Source organism: Pseudonocardia sp. HH130630-07 (assembly GCF_001698125.1).
Classification (GTDB): domain Bacteria; phylum Actinomycetota; class Actinomycetes; order Mycobacteriales; family Pseudonocardiaceae; genus Pseudonocardia.
The window spans coordinates 1,887,556-1,905,577 of record NZ_CP013854.1; the positions used below are offsets into that span (position 1 = coordinate 1,887,556).

19 protein-coding genes are annotated in these 18,022 nt (G+C 73.5%); 8 read left to right on the plus strand and 11 right to left on the minus strand.

The genetic code is table 11. From position 1 onward, the window contains the following. Window positions 1-87 precede the first annotated feature (87 nt). Window positions 88-1,095, plus strand: a complete 1,008-nt coding sequence (locus tag AFB00_RS09090; RefSeq protein ID WP_068796863.1) for an NAD-dependent epimerase/dehydratase family protein — start codon at window positions 88-90, stop codon at window positions 1,093-1,095. A gap of 6 nt (window positions 1,096-1,101) precedes the next feature. Here the strand turns inward: AFB00_RS09090 and AFB00_RS09095 are convergent, their stop codons facing one another. Next, window positions 1,102-1,962, minus strand: coding sequence for an alpha/beta fold hydrolase (locus AFB00_RS09095; protein ID WP_197519803.1), 861 nt, complete (start codon window positions 1,960-1,962; stop codon window positions 1,102-1,104). A gap of 92 nt (window positions 1,963-2,054) precedes the next feature. Between AFB00_RS09095 and AFB00_RS09100 the strand changes: the two genes are divergently transcribed. Then, window positions 2,055-2,687, plus strand: coding sequence for an MBL fold metallo-hydrolase (locus tag AFB00_RS09100; protein ID WP_068800140.1), 633 nt, complete (start codon window positions 2,055-2,057; stop codon window positions 2,685-2,687). Then, the gene (locus tag AFB00_RS09105) at window positions 2,687-3,046 is read left to right on the plus strand and encodes a VOC family protein (protein ID WP_068796864.1); all 360 of its coding nucleotides are present in this window, start codon (window positions 2,687-2,689) and stop codon (window positions 3,044-3,046) included. Before AFB00_RS09100 ends, AFB00_RS09105 begins: the two co-directional genes overlap by 1 nt. Window positions 3,047-4,002: 956 nt before the next feature. Here AFB00_RS09105 and AFB00_RS09110 read toward each other — a convergent pair. Then, the gene (locus AFB00_RS09110) at window positions 4,003-4,248 is read right to left on the minus strand and encodes a hypothetical protein (protein WP_156819461.1); all 246 of its coding nucleotides are present in this window, start codon (window positions 4,246-4,248) and stop codon (window positions 4,003-4,005) included. Window positions 4,249-4,491: 243 nt separating this feature from the next. Between AFB00_RS09110 and AFB00_RS09115 the strand changes: the two genes are divergently transcribed. From AFB00_RS09115 to AFB00_RS09125, 3 genes are read left to right on the plus strand one after another with little or no spacing between them, the layout of a single operon-like run. Beyond that, on the plus strand, window positions 4,492-4,707 hold the full coding sequence (locus AFB00_RS09115; protein ID WP_068796866.1) for a hypothetical protein: 216 nt from the start codon (window positions 4,492-4,494) through the stop codon (window positions 4,705-4,707). Beyond that, complete coding sequence (locus tag AFB00_RS09120; protein WP_068796867.1) at window positions 4,704-5,222, plus strand: DUF6879 family protein; 519 nt, start codon at window positions 4,704-4,706, stop codon at window positions 5,220-5,222. Before AFB00_RS09115 ends, AFB00_RS09120 begins: the two co-directional genes overlap by 4 nt. 22 nt (window positions 5,223-5,244) lie before the next feature. Beyond that, window positions 5,245-6,087, plus strand: coding sequence for a helix-turn-helix domain-containing protein (locus tag AFB00_RS09125; RefSeq protein WP_068796868.1), 843 nt, complete (start codon window positions 5,245-5,247; stop codon window positions 6,085-6,087). Window positions 6,088-6,160: 73 nt separating this feature from the next. Here AFB00_RS09125 and AFB00_RS09130 read toward each other — a convergent pair whose 3' ends face one another. The 6 genes from AFB00_RS09130 to AFB00_RS09155 are packed head-to-tail and all read right to left on the minus strand — an operon-like array spanning window position 6,161 to window position 12,403. Then, a complete protein-coding gene (locus AFB00_RS09130) occupies window positions 6,161-6,919 on the minus strand; it encodes a DUF2334 domain-containing protein (protein WP_083275382.1) in 759 nt (252 codons plus the stop codon). Window positions 6,920-6,976: 57 nt separating this feature from the next. Continuing rightward, window positions 6,977-7,696, minus strand: a complete 720-nt coding sequence (locus tag AFB00_RS09135) for a GolD/DthD family dehydrogenase (protein WP_068796869.1) — start codon at window positions 7,694-7,696, stop codon at window positions 6,977-6,979. Next, complete coding sequence (locus tag AFB00_RS09140; protein ID WP_068796870.1) at window positions 7,696-8,202, minus strand: ribose-5-phosphate isomerase; 507 nt, start codon at window positions 8,200-8,202, stop codon at window positions 7,696-7,698. Before AFB00_RS09140 ends, AFB00_RS09135 begins: the two co-directional genes overlap by 1 nt. After that, window positions 8,199-9,923 (minus strand): dihydroxyacetone kinase family protein, encoded by a 1,725-nt coding sequence (locus AFB00_RS09145; RefSeq protein WP_068796871.1) that lies wholly within the window; start codon window positions 9,921-9,923, stop codon window positions 8,199-8,201. Before AFB00_RS09145 ends, AFB00_RS09140 begins: the two co-directional genes overlap by 4 nt. A 45-nt stretch (window positions 9,924-9,968) precedes the next feature. Further along, a complete protein-coding gene (locus AFB00_RS09150) occupies window positions 9,969-11,294 on the minus strand; it encodes an RbtT/DalT/CsbX family MFS transporter (RefSeq protein WP_068796872.1) in 1,326 nt (441 codons plus the stop codon). Between the two features lie 11 nt (window positions 11,295-11,305). Then, a complete protein-coding gene (locus AFB00_RS09155; protein WP_269466026.1) occupies window positions 11,306-12,403 on the minus strand; it encodes an alcohol dehydrogenase catalytic domain-containing protein in 1,098 nt (365 codons plus the stop codon). A 156-nt stretch (window positions 12,404-12,559) separates the two neighbouring features. Between AFB00_RS09155 and AFB00_RS09160 the strand changes: the two genes are divergently transcribed. Beyond that, entirely contained in the window at window positions 12,560-13,510 is a 951-nt protein-coding gene (locus tag AFB00_RS09160) for a sugar-binding transcriptional regulator (protein WP_068796873.1), read from the plus strand. Between the two features lie 145 nt (window positions 13,511-13,655). Here AFB00_RS09160 and AFB00_RS09165 read toward each other — a convergent pair whose 3' ends face one another. From AFB00_RS09165 to AFB00_RS09175, 3 genes are read right to left on the minus strand one after another with little or no spacing between them, the layout of a single operon-like run. Continuing rightward, window positions 13,656-14,510, minus strand: coding sequence for a phosphoribosylaminoimidazolesuccinocarboxamide synthase (locus AFB00_RS09165; RefSeq protein WP_068796874.1), 855 nt, complete (start codon window positions 14,508-14,510; stop codon window positions 13,656-13,658). Continuing rightward, the gene (gene purB, locus AFB00_RS09170) at window positions 14,507-15,925 is read right to left on the minus strand and encodes an adenylosuccinate lyase (RefSeq protein ID WP_068796875.1); all 1,419 of its coding nucleotides are present in this window, start codon (window positions 15,923-15,925) and stop codon (window positions 14,507-14,509) included. The genes AFB00_RS09165 and purB overlap by 4 nt, the downstream gene beginning before the upstream one ends. Window positions 15,926-15,978: 53 nt before the next feature. Then, the gene (locus AFB00_RS09175; RefSeq protein WP_068796876.1) at window positions 15,979-16,563 is read right to left on the minus strand and encodes a TetR/AcrR family transcriptional regulator; all 585 of its coding nucleotides are present in this window, start codon (window positions 16,561-16,563) and stop codon (window positions 15,979-15,981) included. 138 nt (window positions 16,564-16,701) lie between these two features. Here AFB00_RS09175 and AFB00_RS09180 point away from each other — a divergent pair, with 138 nt between their 5' ends. Beyond that, window positions 16,702-17,874, plus strand: coding sequence for a threonine aldolase family protein (locus AFB00_RS09180; protein ID WP_442965850.1), 1,173 nt, complete (start codon window positions 16,702-16,704; stop codon window positions 17,872-17,874). The last annotated feature ends 148 nt before the right edge of the window (window positions 17,875-18,022 follow it).

Sequence of the window (18,022 nt, forward strand, 5' to 3'; positions counted from 1 at the left end):
GCCAGCCTAGAGGTTCGCTCCACGCGGATCGCTGCGCCCACGGTGAACAGGGCTGACACCACGGCGCCCGGGCCGCAGGATCGGCCCATGCGCATCCTCGTCCTGGGTGGAACGATCTTCCTGTCCCGTGCCGTCGCCACCGCCGCACTCGCCGCCGGGCACGACGTGACCTGCGTGTCCCGCGGGGTCTCCGGCTCCGCCCCGGCCGGGGCACGGGTGCTCCGGGCGGACCGTTCGGTGCCCGGCGAGCTGGCCGCGGCACTGGCCGGGGAGTCGTTCGACGCCGTCGTCGACGTCGCGACGATGTCCGCCCCGTGGGTCGCCGACGCGCTCGACGCGGTCGGGGACCGGGCCGGGCACTGGACGTTCGTCTCCTCGATCAACGCCTACGCCGACCTGTCCGAGCGCGGCGGCACCGCCCGGTCGGCCACGCTGCCGCCGCTGCTGGAGGAGCCGGACCGGGCCCGGCAGCACACCGACCCGGACCTCTACGGGGCGGCCAAGACCGGCAGCGAGCAGCTGGTCCGGGAACGACTCGGCGAGAAGGCGCTCGTGGTGCGCGGCGGCCTCATGGTCGGGCCGGGCGACCTCTCCGACCGGTTCGGGTACTGGGCGGCCCGGTTCTCCCGCGGCGGCCGGGCCGTCGTCCCGGACGTTCCGGAACAGCCCATACAGGTCGTCGACGTCCGCGACCTCGCCGGGTGGATCGTCCGGTGCGCGGAGTCCGGAACCACCGGGACCTTCGACGGGACCGGGCCCCGGTCCACCCTCGACCGGATCCTGCGCGAGGTGGCGGCCGCCGTCGGGACGCCGGACCTCGAACTGGTCCGGGTGCCGGTGCCGGTGCTGCAGGCCGCCGGGGTGTCGATCTGGTCCGGGCCGCGGTCGCTGCCACTGTGGCTGCCGGAGGAGCTGTGGGGGATGGCGGACCGGGACGTGACCGCCACCCTCGACGCGGGCCTGCAGGCCCGGCCGCTCGGCGAGACCGCGGACGCCGCGCTGGACCGGGAGCGCGAGCTGGGCCTCGATCGCACCCGCACGGCCGGGCTGAGCAGCACCGACGAGGAGGCGGTCCTCCGGGCGCACGCGGGCTGACCCGGGCTACCCGACCACCCGGCGCAGCTCGGCGGCGAACTCGTCCGGGGCGCCGGCCCAGCCGAACTCACCGTCGGCGAACCCGCCGTGGTGGCTCGGGAACACCGCCGCCTCCTGCCCGAGCAGGGCCGCGACGCCGCGTGCGGCCCGGGCCGTGACGGTGTCCCCGCTCTCCACCCCCGCCGCGAGGACGATCCGGGTGCCGGCGGCGGCGAGCGCGACCGGGTCGGGGACGTACTCGATGACCGCCGTGGAGCAGCCGGACAGCAGCGGGTCGTCGCGGCTGCCGTCGTCGTCGGTGGGGAGGCCGAACGCGGCCGGGTCGGCGGGCCCGGCCGTGACGTAGTCCGCGGTGAACTCCCCGCTCCAGGAGGTGTACCGGATGAACTCGGCCATCCCCGCGCCGAAGCCGCCCTCGGTGTAGGCCCGTTCCGCCTGGGCCCAGCCGCGCCGGGCGGCGTCGGCGTCGGGCAGCACGGCGATCGCCGGGGGCTCGTGCGCCACCAGCACCGCGACGTCGCCGGGGTGCGTGGCGACCAGGGCGAGTGCCGTCACCGCGCCGCCGCTGCTGGCGAACACGTCCACCGGGCCACCGATCGCGGTGATCAGTGCGTGCACGTCCGCGGCCAGGGTCGGCGGGTCGTAGTCGGCGCGGCCGTCGCGCCGGGTGCTGCGGCCCAGGCCGCGCGGGTCGTAGGCGACGACGCGGCGGTCGGGCAGGCGTGCGGCGAGCGCGCGGAACCCGGTGGCGTCCATCGGCTGGCCGACGGCGACCAGCGTCCGCCGGCCCGGTTCCGGATCGGGTCCGTGCACGTCGTAGACGATGTCGGCGTCGGGCAGGTGCAGTGTGTGCGTGTCCACACCCATCAGGACCGGCCGTGGGCGCCGAACTCATCGGTCGCGACGCGCCGGGCCCCGCCGGTCCGCACGACCGGGGCCGGAACGGGGATGCTGGGCCCATGCACCTGACGCACTACGGCCACGCCTGCGTCCTGGTCGACACCGGAGCCGCCCGGCTGCTGTTCGACCCGGGCGCGTTCTCCGCGGGCTTCGAGTCGCTCGACGGTCTCGACGCGATCCTCGTCACCCACCAGCACGCCGACCACGTCGTCGCCGGGACGCTGCAGGACCTGCTGCGCCGCAACCCGGACGCGGCCCTGGTCACCGACGGGCAGACCGCAGGGCAGCTCGACGGCATCGACGCCAGGACCGCCGCCCCCGGTGACCGGCTGACGCTCGGCGGGGCCGAGGTCGCCGTCGTCGGGACCGGGGACCACGCCGAGATCCACTCCGCCATCCCGATCGTCGCGAACAACGGCTACCTGGTCGACGGCGCGCTGCTGCACCCCGGCGACGCCTACGTCCCGCCCGGCGTCGACGACCTCACGACGCTGCTGCTGCCGACCGGCGCGCCCTGGCTGAAGATCTCCGAGGCCGTCGACTACCTGCGCACGGTGGCGCCCCGGACGGTGGTGCCGATCCACGAGCAGACCCTGGCCGACCCGGCGATGCACTACCGGTTCTTCGAGAACCTGCGCCCGGACGCCACGACGATGCTGGTCCCGGACCGGGGCGTGGCGGTCGGTCTCTGATGGGCATGCGGTGGGAGCAGGCCGTGGTCGACGCCCGCGATCCGGTACGCCTGGGCCGCTGGTGGGCCGAGGCGCTGGACTGGGTGGTGGTCAACCCGTCGCGGGACGAGTTCGAGATCCAGCCGGCCGAGGGCGTCACCCCCGGGCTGATCTTCGTCTCGGTGCAGGAGGGCAAGCGGACGAAGAACCGGATGCACATCGACCTGCGTCCGGACGGGGTCCGGGACTCCGAGGTCGCCCGGCTGCTGATGCTGGGGGCGACCCGGGTCAACGTCGGGCAGCACAGCGACGAGCCGTGGACCGTCCTCGCCGATCCGGAGGGGAACGAGTTCTGCGTCCTGGGTGAGCTGCGGAGCTGACCGCGCCCCGGCGCCTCCCGGTTCCCGGGCGCGGGGTTCCTCGGCTCCGCTCGGCTTCTCGGCCCGCACGGGCTCGTCGGCTCGCACGGGTTTCCGGGCACCGCACGGAGTCGGCACCGCGTCGGGTCGCGGCGCCGCACGGAATCATCGGCGCCGCACGCGGTCGTCGAGCCCGCACCGGGCCCGGCCCCGTGCGGATCCGGGGACTGCGTGCGAGGCCGTGCGGACGGGCGCCCGCACGATCGGCGACTGCACCCCGGGGGCACCGGAGGACCCGTCGCGTCCGGACGGGTCAGAGGCGCACCGGCGGTGGCGCAGCCATCGCGGGCGGCCGCCCCGCGCCGGGGCACGGGGACCGGGCCGAGGCACCCGTGCCGAGATGCACAGGAAGGGGCGCCGGAGCGTCTCTCGGCCCGCTGACGTGCATCTCGGCGCGGGTATCGGCGCCCGGGGGCGCTGCCTGGTCCGGGAACGGGCCGCTACCCGCCGAGTGGCACACGGTGAGCCCTGCAGCCAAGTAACGGGACAGGTGGCGTGCCGTTCGACCGGCTCGTACCCGGAGACCGGGCCGGGGCGGGGCCGGCCCCGGTGAGTGGTGGTCGGCGAGCCGCCCGTGCTGAGGACGCCCGGGCGGGCCGGCCCCCGGGGTGTCCCGGACTGGACTCACCGCCGGGTCCGGTGAATCCACGGCCTCCGGAAGAGGACCCGCGAGAGTTCACTGCGTCGGCCCGTCTGCTCGCCCCGCCCCGACACCGACGTGGCGACGACGGACCGTGGCCGCCACGGAACGGACCGCGCTTCGACGGTGCAGGCCCCGCATCAGCGCTTCGGCCGCGCGAAGCCCTGCCCCGTAGAGGACCGTGGATCGCCTGCGGGACGACGGGTGCGCCGGACCGGTGGACTCGTGCGCGCGGTTCGCGGTCCCGGGTGGTGTGCACCGCTGTCACAGGGACCGGTTACACGTCCGGGAGGCGTCGGGCGCAAACCGACTCCGGCGATCGGTACCCCGTCGTGAGCGCGTACCGCGCGGCGGTCGCCACCTGCGCGAGCCGCGCCAGGGTGTCCGGGTCGGAGAACTGCAGGCGTAACGCACTCCCGGTGTGCACGAGGGCAGAGCCGATCTCGATCTCGATCATCTGCTCGACCGGGAGCAGGTCGTACGACACGCCCGTACCCGGCTCGACCTCGACGTAGGCATCCACCTTCATCACGAACCCTCCGCCTGTTCACCGGCGATCATGGAGCGTCGCGATGCAGATGACTCGTCGGCTTCAGCGGTTGCCACAAGAGGGATCCTGCACCACTGCGCGGGCAGGTGCGAGAAATTTTAGAACTTCTCAGAGAACTTCCACCTGTATGGCCGATATTCTCCTCGTCGGGCTCGCGCTTCCATGGAACCGGCCGATGCCGGCCGAGCAGCAGAACGCCGACCGTGGGAGACCGCTATGACGACGATCCGATTCCTGGGCACCACCTCGACCGGTGGCAGTTGCCCGACCGCGTACGAGACCGAGACCGAGTACCTGATCCAGGGCTCGATCGTCACCGATCCCGACGTCCTGGCCCAGGTCGCCGCCCGCGGTATCGGTATCCCCGATCACGAGACCGTCGTGGCGATACCGAAGGCACTGGCGACCTTCCTCCCCCGGGTCGCCGAGTGACGCGGTGGGTCGAGCCCGGCCCGGACTTCGCCGGGCTGTTCGCCACCTTCCGGCGTTCGGCCTGGCGGTTGGAGACCTACCCCGCCTACGAGGTGGACGAGGAGATCGAGCCGTTCCGGCGCTTCGCCGAGTCCGGTGAAGTAGACGTGTCCTACCTCTCCGAATGGCTGATCGGCGTCGAGAACGCCACCGTCGCCGGCCGGCGCTTCGAACGGGTTCGGGTGCTCGCCGACCCACCGACGCCGTACCAGGATTTCGAGATGGCTGTCGCTGCCCACAATGCGGCGGCCGGAGAGGACATCCGCAGCCTGACCACAGAGCAGGCGAGCTCGCTCGGACTGCCGCAACGGTACGACTTCTGGATCTTCGACGACGCCCGGATCGCGATCCTGCACTTCTCACCGGCGGGCCGTCTCCTCACCACCGAGGTGCGTGACGACCCCGATACCCTCGCCCGACACCTCGCCTGGAAGAACAGCGCCTGGCAACACGCCGAGCCGAGTCCACCGAGTTGACGACACCCCGACCGAGGAGCCCGTGACCGACATCGACCGTCGCCGCGTCGAGGTCGGCGGCCGCCTCCGTGCGCTGCGGGACGAGAGCGAACTCTCCGGGCGGCAACTCGCCGACCGACTCGAATGGCCGACCTCGAAGATCTCGAAGCTGGAGACCGGCCGGCAGATCGCAGGCGACTCCGACGTCATCGCGTGGTGCGCTGCCACGGGTGCATCGGAGTCGGTTGCGGCCGAGCTGATCGAGACGTTGGTAGATCTCCGGGTCGAGTACGCGTCGTGGCGTCGCACCCTGGCGAGCGGCGGCTATCGCAACCGTCAGCGGCGAGCCGCCACCGACGAGCAGGATGCCGCCCGGATCCGCGCGGTCGACTTCGGCGTCGTGCCCGGCCTCGTGCAGATCCCCGACTACGCCCGGCATGTCTTCGCTCTGCACGCCGACCTGCACGGACTCGACCTCGACGTCGACTCTGCCGTGGTCGCGCGGATGACTCGGCAGAATCTCCTGTACGACACCACCAGGACGATCGAGATCCTCGTGGCCGAGGCCGCCCTGCGGTACCCGGTCGCCCCGCCCGAGATCATGGCGGCCCAGCTCGACCGGCTGACCGCGCTGATCGGCCTGCCGTCGGTCCGGTTCGGGATCCTCCCGCTGAACCAGCAGATGCCGTACATGCCCATGCACGGCTACTGGCTGCTCGACGATGTCGTTCTGATCGAGAACATCACCGCCGAGATCCGGATCGAGGACGACGACGAGGTGACCGTCTACCACCGGCTCACCGACCGTTTGTGGACGGTCGCCGCCGAACGCGATCGGGCGCGGGCAGTGCTCGCCGGTGTCACCGCCGACCTGGCGGTCCGTTGACGGATCCGTCCACAGGGATACAGGGTTGTCCACAGCAGAACACACACTGTGGACAACTGCCCCGATCCCGTGGTCAGGCGGCCGCCGGAAGGGCCGGAACCATGCCGCGGTGCACCGCCGGGACCGCCCCGGCGGCGCGGGCCGCGTCGATCGCCTCCAGCGCCGCGCTGACCCGCCGGTCGGTGCGCAGGTCCTTGGCGCGCACGGCGATCCGGACGATGCCGCCACGCTCGGCGGTCCGCACGGCCTGGTGCCACAGGGCGCGTCCGCGACGCCGGTCGCCCGCGGCCCGGTCGGCGAGCCACGGCTCGGTGCTGCGGAAGGTGAGCACCTTCGCCCGGTGCACCGGGCCGCCGGGCGTCCCCAGGGACGTCTCGTCGGCGCACAGGGTGAACCCGAGGTCGGCGAGCGCCAGGACGGTCCCGGGGGACGCCGCCCAGCCGGGCGGGGCGAACCCGTCGGTGGACAGGCCGGTCGCGGCGAGGAGCCGGCGGGCGCCGGTCAGCCGCAGCGTCGCCTCGTGCCGGGGCAGCGCGCCGAACTCGCTGCGCCGCCGCATCCGCCCGACCGCGCCGACCGGCCGGACGCCGAGTGGGGACCCGGTGTGGTCGAAGCCGTGCAGCAGCAGGTCGTCGCCGGCCGCGACCCGCTCGGTGATCCACCCGACGAGCGCGTCGCCGCGGCGCAGCGGACCGTCCGGGCCCTTGGGCTGCACGAGGTGGGTCAGCGGCACGTGCCGCCCGTACAGCTCGGAGGCGAAGGTGGCGGCGCGGGCCAGGTCGGCGTCGTCGCCGTCGGTCAGGCCGGACAGCGACACCAGCAGTGTGCTCATGACGCCTATTGGGCCGTACCGACGTGAACCCCGGATGAGCTGCACACGGCGGTCCGGTCAGCGGGCGGTGAAGCCGCCGTCCACCTTCAGCTCGGTGCCGTTGACCATCGCCGCCTCGGACGAGGCCAGGTAGACCACCGCCGCCGCCACCTCGGTCGGCTCGGCGAACCGCCGGGCCGGGATCTCGGCCCGGTGCGCGTCGCCCGCCGGGTTGTCCCAGACCTTGCGGCCCAGGTCGGTGAGCACCACGGTCGGCGACACCGCGTTCACGGTCACCCCGTGCGGCCCCCACTCGACGGCCAGCGTCCGGGTCAGGCCGTTGATCCCGGCCTTCGACGCGCAGTAGGCGGCGTGCGACTCCAGACCGCTGCTCGCCGCCTGCGAGGCGAGGTTCACGATCCGGCCGTATCCCTGCTCGACCATGAGCGCGCCCGCGGCCTGGGCCATCAGCCACGACCCGGTGAGGTTGACCTCCAGGGTGCGCCGCCACTCGGTGATCCCCAGATCCAGCGCCGGGGCGAGCAACGCGATCCCGGCCGAGTTGACGAGCACGTCGATCCGGCCGTGCCGGGCCGCCACCTCGGCGACGGCGGCCCGGGCCGAGTCGGGATCGGACACGTCGGCCCGGTGCCCGGACGCGCAGTGGTCCAGGGACTCCGGGCGCAGGTCGGCCCCGGCGACCGTGGCACCGGCCGCGGCGAGCGCCCGCGCCGTCTCCGCCCCGATCCCGGACGCGGCCCCGGTGACCAGCGCGACCCTCCCGCCCAGGTCGAACATCAGCAGTCCGTCCCGGCCGTGCCGGATCCGGCGAGCCGGTCGCCGTCACGGCTGTCGTAGCTGTTCAGCGCGGCGACCTTGGCCGCCGACGCCGACTCCGGGTCGAACCGGTGGTCCAGCCACTCCGCGGCCAGCCGGCGGGCCAGCTCGATCCCGACGACGCGCTGGCCGAAGCACAGCACCTGGGCGTCGTTGGACTTCACCGAGCGCTCCACCGAGAACGTGTCGTGCGCGGTCACCGCCCGGATGCCGGGCACCTTGTTCGCCGAGATCGCGACGCCGAGCCCGGTGCCGCACACCAGCAGCGCCCGGTCCGCCCGTCCCTCGGCGACCGTGCGGGCCGCGGCGACGCCGATGTGCGGGTACGCGGTGTGCCCGTCCGCACCGACGCCGACGTCGATCACCTCGGCCACCCGGTCGTCGGCCAGCAGATCGGCCTTGAGGATCTCCTTGTAGTCGACACCGGCGTCGTCGGCGCCGACCACGATGCGCAGCTTCTCGCTCACTTCCGCTCCTCCTGCGATGTCAGGACGGTCCCGACGGCGGTGACGATCAACGCCATCGACGTCGCGCCCGCGTCCGGCGTGCCCACGCTCTTCTCCGCCAGTGGGCGGGCCCGGCCGATCCGCGGCCGCAGCTCGGCGGTCCGGCGGGCGCTCGCCGTCGCGGTGTCCGCGGCGGCGGTCCAGGCCCGCGCCAGGCCGGTGCCGGAACCGACCCCGCGCTCGAGCTCGTCGACGAACGGCAGCAGCGCGTCGAGCAGCGTCTTGTCCCCCGGCTCGGCGCCGCCGAGCTGCTGGATCGTCGTCGCGAACTCACGGACGCCGGCCGCGACGACGTCCGGCGGGTACCCGTCGGCGGTGTCGCCCAGGTGCCGCCCGAGCGACTCCAGGGCGGCGCCCCACAGCACCCCGGACGTCCCGCCGGCCCGTTCCGCCCAGGCCTGCCCGGCCTGCTGCAGCAACCAGCCGCCGCCGGTGCCGTCGTCGCACTCGGCGATCCGGGCGGTCGCGGCGGTGATCCCCTTGACCATGCCGCGGCCGTGGTCGCCGTCCCCGGCGACGGCGTCGATCCGGCCCAGCTCGTGCTCGTTGTCCCGGATCGTCGTCTCGACGACGGCGAGCACCTCCCGGACGGTCCCCGCCAGCCGGCGCCCCGCGTCGCCCGCCTCCGGAGCGGTGACGACGGCGCGGGCCTGCTCCAGCTCGTCGGCGGTGGGTGCGCGCAGCGCCGCGAGCGGGGCACCGACCTTGCGGTAGGCCGGGGTGTAGGTGTCGGCGCGCCACAGCGGGTCCAGCTCGTCGTCCAGCCACATCAGGGTCAGCGAGCATCCGCCCATGTCCAGGCTGGTCACGAGCTCGCCGACCTCCGGGTCGACGATCTCGAGCCCGGCGTCGCGCAGTCGCGGCGCGACGTGTCGCCAGAGCAGGAACAGCTCCTCGTACTTGGTGGTGCCGAGCCCGTTGAGGATCGCCCCGACCCGCTTCCCGGACCCCGACGGCGCGTGCTTCAGCACGTCGTCCACCAGCAGCTGGGCCAGCTCGCGGGCCGGGAGCATCGGGACGTCCCGGATCCCGGGTTCGCCGTGGATGCCCAGCCCGAGGCCGAGGTGCCCCTCCGGGACGGTGAACAGCGGCTCGTCCTCGCCCGGCATGGTGCAGCCGGAGAACGCGACGCCCAGCGTCCGGGTCGCGGCGTTCGCGGCGTTGCCGAGCCGCTCGACCTCGTCGATGCCGAGGCCCTGCGCCGCCGCCGCACCCATGACCTTGAAGACCGTGAAGTCGCCCGCGATCCCGCGGCGCTGCGACTCCTGCTCGGCGGAGGCGACGTCGTCGGTGACGACGACGATCCGCGCGTCGATCCCCTCGGCCCGCAGCCGCTCGGCGGCGATCCCGAAGTTGATGGTGTCCCCGGCGTAGTTGCCGAAGCTGAAGATCATGCCCCGGCCCTGGTCGGCGGCCCGGCCCACGGAGTACGCCTGGGCCGCCGACGGCGAGGTGAAGATGTTGCCGACCACCGCGCCGGTGGCCAGGCCCGGGCCGACCGTCCCGCAGAACGCCGGGTAGTGCCCGGACCCGCCGCCGATCACGACGGCGACCTGCGGCTGCTCGCCGCGGTGCGCGACCACCCCGCCGTGCACCCCGCGGACGCGGTCGGCGTAGAGGTCGAGGAAACCGGCGAGCTGGTCGTCGGCGAACTCGGCCGGGTCATCGAAGATCCTGGTCATGCGCCCTCCTCACAGGCGGGTCCGGCGGCAGCGCCCCGGGAGTGGTCAGTGGGCGGCGGCCGTCGCGCGGAGTTCCCTCGCGTCCTGCGGGACGTTGAGGAACGAGACCATCACGAAGGCGGCGGCGTAGAGGACGACGAAGGCCCAGACGACCCCGACGTTGCCGGTACCGAGCGCGAGCATCAGCGCGACGACACCGGAGCCGAGGAACGCCGCACCACCGGCGGCGGTGGTGTACATGGCCATCGCGGCGCCCTTGTGGTCGGGTGCGAGCGCGGGCATGATCGCGCCCATCGGGACGAACCCGGCGAGCAGGCAGCCGAAGATGCAGCCCGCGGCGACCGAGACCCAGAACCCCCAGGTCGATCCGGCCGGGACGAACTGCGGCACGTACCACCACAGCAGCAGGCCGATGGCGGAGCCGAACACCCCGAACCACTGCACGGTGCGGCGCCAGCCCCAGCGGTCGCCGATCGCCCCGAACAGCGCGTTGACCAGGATGTTCGTCGCGTAGACGAAGACCGTCATGGTCAGCCAGCGGCTCTGCCCCCAGCCGAGGTCCACCGCGATCACCGTCGGCAGGATGATGAACATGCCGTACTGCGGCGCGGTGTTGATCAGCCGGACCAGGAAGCCCATCAGGATCTTCGGGTTCCGGGCGGTCAGCCGCAGGCCCGCGGTGAGCACCTGCCCGTTCGACTCGCCCGCGGGGGCGAGCCGCTTGTCGGCGTGCTCCTCCTTCACCCCGAACCGGGCGATCAGGAACCCGGCCACGACCAGCGCGGTCGAGCCCACCATGGCGGCGGTCTCGCCACCGGTCGCCCCGCCGAACGCCGGGATCATGCCCAGCGCGAACAGCGAGCCCAGGGTGGGCAGGCCGCCGGTGAACATCACGTAGAACCAGCCCACCGCGACGCCGTTGCGCTCGTAGGGGGTGACCACGTTGATCCACACCAGGAAGGCGAACGCGAAGAGCGGGTAGCCGAACCCGCGCAGGAAGTAGGTGGCCGCGACCAGCGGCAGGCTGCCGAGCTGCAGGCTCAGCAGGAACAGGACCTCGAAGACCACCCAGACGACGACGCCGAGCGTCATCACCCGGCGCGGGCCCCAGAGGTCGGCCAGCGCACCGGACAGGTAGCTGGCCAGCAGCACGGCGAGGCTGTAGCCGGTGATGACCGTGGCGACGGTCGCCTCGGGCGAGCCGAGGACCGTCTCGATGTGCGGTGAGATGAAGTTGGACTCGGTGCCGTTGCCGGTCATGAAGACCAGCACGCCGAGGAAGCCCCAGCGCAACGAGTGCGGGATCCCGATGCGGTCGAGGAAGGTCTCGTGCGGTGCTCCGGCGGAGTGGTTGATGGCGGCGCTGCTCATCGTCGGTCCCCTCAGGCGTTCGGCAGGATCGAGACCTTCACCGACGCACCGGAGGTGTCGCCGACGAGGTCGAGGGCCTTCTGGAAGTCCGCGAGGGGCACCTGGTGGGTGCAGATGTCGGAGATCGGGAGCTTGCCGTCCTCCAGCATCTTGATCGCGGCCGGCCAGCAGTGCGGGCCGAGGTGGGCGCCGCGGACGTCGAGCTCCTTGTCGTCGGAGATGATCGACCAGTCGACCGTCACGTCCGAGCCGAAGACCGAGTACTCGACGTAGGTGCCCAGCTTGCGCAGCAGGTTCAGGCCCTGCGCGACCGCCGGGACGGCGCCGGAGCCCTCCAGGTAGACGTCGGCGCCGTAGCCCTCGGTCAGCTCCCGGACGCGGGCGACGGCGTCCTCGCGGGCGATGTTGATCGTCAGGTCGGCGCCGGTGCGGCGGCCGAGCTCGAGCTTGTCGTCGTCGAGGTCCAGCGCGATCAGCAGGCGCGGGTTCTTCGCCCGGGCCCCGGCGATCAGGCCGAGCCCGATCGGGCCGCAGCCCGCGACGACCACCACGTCGTCGAAGGAGATCGTGGCCCGCTCGACGGCGTGCAGCGCGCAGGACAGCGGCTCGGCGAACGCGGCGTGCTGCGCCTCCAGGTCCTGCGAGACCCGGTGCACCCTGGCCCGGGTCGGGACCAGCATGTACTGCGCCATCGCGCCGTTGAAGTTGCGGAAGCCGAACATGTCGTGCGGCCCGCACATCCAGTACTGGCCGCGCAGGCAGTAGCGGCACTGCTCGCACGGGACGATCTGCTCGCAGGCGACCCGGTCGCCGAGCTCGACGCCGTGCCGGGCGAGCCCGTCGGCGTCACCACCGACGATCCGGCCGACGAACTCGTGACCGGGGGTGACACCGGTCTGGGCCCAGGCCGGGCGGTTCTCGTCGCCCCAGAACTTCGCGGCGCCGTGGTAGCACTTCAGGTCGCTCGCACACACCCCGACGGCTTCGACCTGCATCAGCAGCTCGCCCGCTCCCGGCTCGGGGACGTCCACCTCCTCCAGCCGGTAGTCCTCCGGACCGTGTACGACCACGGCCTGCATCCGGGTGGGGATCGCTGTCTCGACAGCCACGGCGGAACCTCCATTGGTGCCATGCGGACATCTGCATGAGCGTCTGTTCTGAGCATGCGTTCTATCGTGAATATCCGTCAACACATCGGTTCCAACCTGAACAAACGTGCAGTACGCTCGTGCGGCAGGATCGCTCCTGACCGAAGGGGGACGTCGATGGCTCCGCGCGGATTCACCCGTCGCGACCTGGGACTGATGTACCGGGCGGCACGGCTGTACCACCTCGACGAGCTCAACCAGGCCGCGATCGCGGATCGGCTCTCGGTCTCCCGGCCGACCGTGTCCCGGCTGCTGGCGGAGGCCCGGCGGGTCGGGATCGTGCGGATCACCGTGCACGATCCGGACACCCTGGCCACCGGCGGCGACGAGGCGCTCCGGCTCGCCGGAGCGCTCGGGATCGAGAAGGTCTGGCTGGCCCCGGTCGCCGCCACCGATCTCGGCCCGGCGCTGGCCGAACCGGTCGGCGAGGCGCTGCGCGAGGCCGGCCTGGGCGCCGGGGACGTGCTGCTCGTGTCGTCCGGGCGCACGGTCTGGGAGCTGAGCCACGAGGCGCTGCCCGCCGTGCCGGGGCTGGAGATCGTGCCGACCGTGGGCGGGGTGGCCGAGCCCGAGGCCTGGCACCAGACGAACGAGATCACCCGGGCCGTGGCCGAGCGGATGCAGGGCCGGCCGAACTTCCTGTTCACCCAGGCGATGCCGGCACCGGCGATGCGGCACACGCTCGTCGAGGACCCCGAGTTCCAGCGGGTCACCGGCTTCTGGGCCCGGGCGGACGCGGCACTGGTCGGCGTCGGCGCGCCGCCGGCCGGCCGGGACTCCATCTCCACCTCGGTCCCGCTGGACGACGAGGGGCTGCGGGCCGGCGTCGGCGACGTGTGCCTGAACTTCTACCGCGCCGACGGCGACGCCATCGACTTCCCGGGCAGCGAGCGGATGGTGCGCATCTCCCCCGACGAGCTGCGGAAGGTCGCCCGGACGATCGCGGTCGCCGTCGGCACGGAGAAGGTGCCGAGCATCGTGAGCGGGGCCCGGGCCGGGCTGTTCAACCGCCTGGTCACCGACGTGCCGACGGCTCAGTCCCTGCTGGACGCGCTCGACGCCGGGTGACGGCGCACCTGGGCCGCAGGCCGGGCCGTCCCCGGTCGTGATCGGATCCTCGGACGCATCCGGTGCCGTGGGTGGCACCGGACGCCGCCCGGGATCCGATCACCCGGGCGCCACCGGGACCCCCGGCGCCGTCCGGTGGTGCCGCTCAGCCCCGCGACCGCCACGGCGTCCCGGTGATCCGGCGGTACACCTCGGCGTAGCGGTCGTGCACCGCCCCGACCACCTCGTCCGGCACCTCGGGCCCCGGCGCGGTCCGGTCCCAGTCCAGGCCGGCGGACCAGTCCCGGACGTACTGCTTGTCGAAGGAGAACTGCGCCCGCCCCGGCTCGTAGGAGTCCGCGGGCCAGAAGCGCGACGAGTCCGGGGTCAGCACCTCGTCGCCCAGGACGATCTCCCAGGCGGCGTCCCGGCCGAACTCCAGCTTGGTGTCGGCGACCAGGATCCCGCCCTCGGCCGCGGACGCCGCACCCCGCCGGTAGACCTCCAGGGTGAGGTCCCGCAGCCGGGCGGCGGTGTCCGCACCGACGAGCGCGACGACGTCGTCGAACGTCATGAACTCGTCGTGCTCACCGCCCGGCGCCTTGGTGGTCGGGGTGAAGATCGGCTCGGGCAGCTGCGAGCCCTCGACCAGCCCGGCCGGGAGCGCGACGCCGGAGACCGCGCCGGTGCGCCGGTACTCCTGCAGGCCCAGGCCGGTGAGGTAGCCGCGGGCGATGCACTCCACCGGCAGCATCTGCAGCGGGCGGCAGCGCACCGCGCGACCGGCGAACTCCTCCGGCACGTCGTGCGTGCCGAGGACGTGGTTGCCCACCAGGTCCGCGGTCCGGTCGAACCAGTACAGCGAGAGCGCGGTGAGGATCGCGCCCTTGTCCGGCACCGGCGTCGGGAGCACCACGTCGTAGATCGACAACCGGTCGGAGGCGACGAGCAGCAGCTCGGCCGGGTCCGTCGACCCGTCGAGGTAGAGCTCGCGGACCTTCCCGGAGTGGACCAGCTTCACAGGATCCCTCCCGGCGTGTAGGCCGCGGCCTCCGGCTGCGTCGCGGTGATCGCGGCGATCTTCCCGTTCACGGCCGCGACCTGGGCGGACGCCGCTCCGGTGAACCGCAGCGGGTCGTCGAGCAGCCCGTCGAGGGTGCCGGCGGGCAGGCCGAGCCGCTCGTCGGCGACCAGGCGCTCCAGCAGGTCGTTGTCGCCCTGGCCCTGCTCGCGCATGGCGAGCGCGACGGCCACCGCGTGCTCCTTGATCACCTCGTGCGCGGTCTCCCGGCCGACCCCGGCGCGGACGGCGGCCATCAGCACCGCCGTCGTCGTGAGGAACGGCAGGTAGCGGTCCAGCTCGCGGGCGATGACGGCGGGATAGGCGCCGAACTCGTCGAGCACGGTCAGCGCGGTCTCGTAGAGCCCGTCGAGGGCGAAGAACGCGTCCGGCAGCGCGACCCGGCGCACCACCGAGCAGCTGACGTCGCCCTCGTTCCACTGCGCACCGGCAAGCTCCGCGGTCATCACCGAGAGCCCGCGCAGGACGACCATCAGGCCGTTGATGCGTTCCGCGGAACGCGCGTTCATCTTGTGCGGCATGGCGCTCGACCCGACCTGGCCGGGCGCGAAGCCCTCGGTGGCGAGCTCGGCACCGGCCATCAGCCGGATCGTCGTCGCCAGCGAGGACGGCGCCGCGGCCAGCTGCACCAGCGCGGAGACGACGTCGTGGTCCAGCGAGCGCGGGTAGACCTGCCCGACGCTGGTGAACGCCTCGGCGAACCCGAGGTGCTCGGCCACCCTGCGCTCCAGGTCGTCCAGCTTGGCCGCGTCGCCGTCGAGCAGGTCCAGCATGTCCTGGCTGGTGCCCATCGGGCCCTTGACGCCGCGCAGAGGGTAGCGCGAGCGCAGGTCCTCCAGCCGGGCGTGCGCGACCAGCAGCTCGTCGGCCGCGGAGGCGAACCGCTTGCCCAGCGTGGTGGTCTGCGCGGCGACGTTGTGGCTGCGCCCGGCCATGACCAGCTCCGCGTACTCGCCCGCACGGCGGCCGAGCCGGGCGAGCAGCGCCACCGTGCGCTCCGCGACCAGCTCCAGCGACAGCCGGATCTGCAGCTGCTCGACGTTCTCGGTGAGGTCGCGGCTGGTCATGCCCTTGTGCACGTGCTCGTGTCCGGCGAGGGCGTTGAACTCCTCGATCCGGGCCTTCACGTCGTGCCGGGTCACACGCTCGCGCTCGGCGATGCTCGCGAGGTCGACCTCGCCGACGACGGCCTCGTAGTCCGCGACGACCTGCTCGGGCACGTCGATCCCGAGGTCGCGCTGGGCGCGCAGGACCGCGATCCAGAGCCGTCGCTCCAGCTGGATCTTGTACTCCGGCGACCAGAGACGGACCAGCTCCGGGCTCGCGTAGCGCGCGGCCAGCACGTTGGGGATCACGTGGCGCGATGGTAATGGCCGGTCCGGCCGTCACGGTCGCCGGGAGCCGGGGCTCACACGACCGTGAGCGCGTCCCGCAGGGCCTCGCGGGCGATGCCGCGCGGATCCGGATCGGCCTCGATCAGCGCGTTGATGACCACGCCGTCGACCAGCGCGGTCACCCGGCGCACCTCCCCGGCGTCCGGGACCCGCCCGACCATCCGGGCGAGCGCCTCGTCGAGCAGGGCGTCGAAGTCGACCCGCTGACCCCGCAGCAGCCCGGCCAGGAACGGCCGCCGGCCGGACCCGATCAGCCGCTCGAACCGGCGCTGCACGGCGTCGAGGCCCTCGGTCCGCGACCGCGGTCCGAGGATCAGGTCGAGGACGACACCCTCCGGGTCCTCCCCCGCGTCGAGGCTCGCGCGGACGGCGGCCAGCTCCTCGCGGCCCAGCTTCTCCAGGCCGGCGCCGACGAGATCCTCCAGCGAGGAGAAGTAGTACGTCGTGGCGGCCAGCGGCACCCCGGCACGCTCGGCGACGGCGCGGTGCCGGATCGCCTCGAAACCACCCTCGGCGAGGAGATCGGCAGCGGCCGCGACGAGCTGCGCACGGCGCCGCTCGCCCTTCTCGGTCTGCTTGCCCGGGGCTGCCACCCGCATATCCTGCACGGTGGACGGCCCGTCTTACGAGCCAGTTCCGATATTCGTCCCCATGTCACATGCTCGACGGGGGCACTGTCGTAACCTTTTCGTGACCCTGCTGTGTCGTCCGGGGCCGCGATGCACGACACTGGGAGCGTGCGTCCGTCACCCCGCAGCCGTCGCGCGTCGCGCAGCACCCTGCGCGGCTCCGCCTCCGGCGTCGACCCGGCCGAGCCGATCGACCTCCGCTCGGACACCGTCACCGCACCGACCACGGCGATGCGCAAGGCGATGGCCGACGCCGATGTGGCCGACGACGTCCTCGACCGCGACCCCACGATGCGCGAGCTGGAGGGGCGGGTCGCCGGCCTGCTCGGCGCCGCCGACGCGCTGTGGACACCGACCGGGTCGATGGCGAACCTGATCGCGCTGATGAGCAGGCTCGGCCGCGGCGAGTCCTTCCTCGCCCCGCAGGGCGCGCACGTCCTCGACTTCGAGCTCGGGACGGCGGCCTGGCTGGCCGGCGGGATGCCACGCCCGCTCCCGCACGACGGCGGGCCGGGCAAGGTGACCCCGCACGCCGTCCGGCGGGCGGCCGCGGACTCCGACGGCTCCTACACCTCGCTGCGCGCGGTCCTGCTCTGCCTGGAGAACACGCACAACTCCGCCGGTGGCACCGTCACCGCACCGGAGGAGCACGCCGCGGTCGCCGCGGCGGCCCGGGCGGCCCGGCTCGGCGTGCACCTCGACGGGGCCCGGCTCTGGAACGCCGCCGTCGCGCTCGGGGTCCCGCCCGGGGCGCTGACCGTCGGCGCGGACACCGTGTCGGTGTGCCTGAGCAAGGGGCTCGGGGCGCCGGTCGGATCGGTCGTCGCGGGCTCGGCCGAGTTCGTCGGGCACGCCCGACGGCTGCGCAAGATGCTCGGCGGCGGTGTCCGGCAGGGCGGGATCATGGCCGCGGCCGGCCTCGTCGCACTGGAGGACGTCGACCGCCTCGCCGAGGACCACGAGCTCGCCACCGCGCTGGCCGCGGGCCTGCGCGAGCGGGGCTGGCGGGTCCGCGAGCCGCAGACCAACATCGTCCTGATGGACGTCGCCGACCTGCGCGGCACGATCGCCGCGTTCGGCGAGCGGGGTGTGCGGGCCGGTGCGATCGCCGGGAAGCTGCGGCTGATGACCCACCGGGACCTGACCGAGCGGCACGTCGCCGCCGCGCTGGACCGGATCGGCGAGGTCGGCCCGTCCAGCACCGGATCGCCCGGCGGGCCGCCCGCCGAGTTCTCCCGGCACCGGGAGCCGCCGGAGCCGCCGCGCTCCGCCCTCGCCTGAGGTCCCGGTACCCCCGGTACCCCCGGTCACACTGTCGCGCAGGGTCAAACCGGTGTCGCGCGAGGCCAAGTCGGGCCGCACGATCGGGTCCAGACTGGGTGACGGCCGGACGCCGGAGCGGGCGCCCGCCTAGGCTTCCGCCACCGAC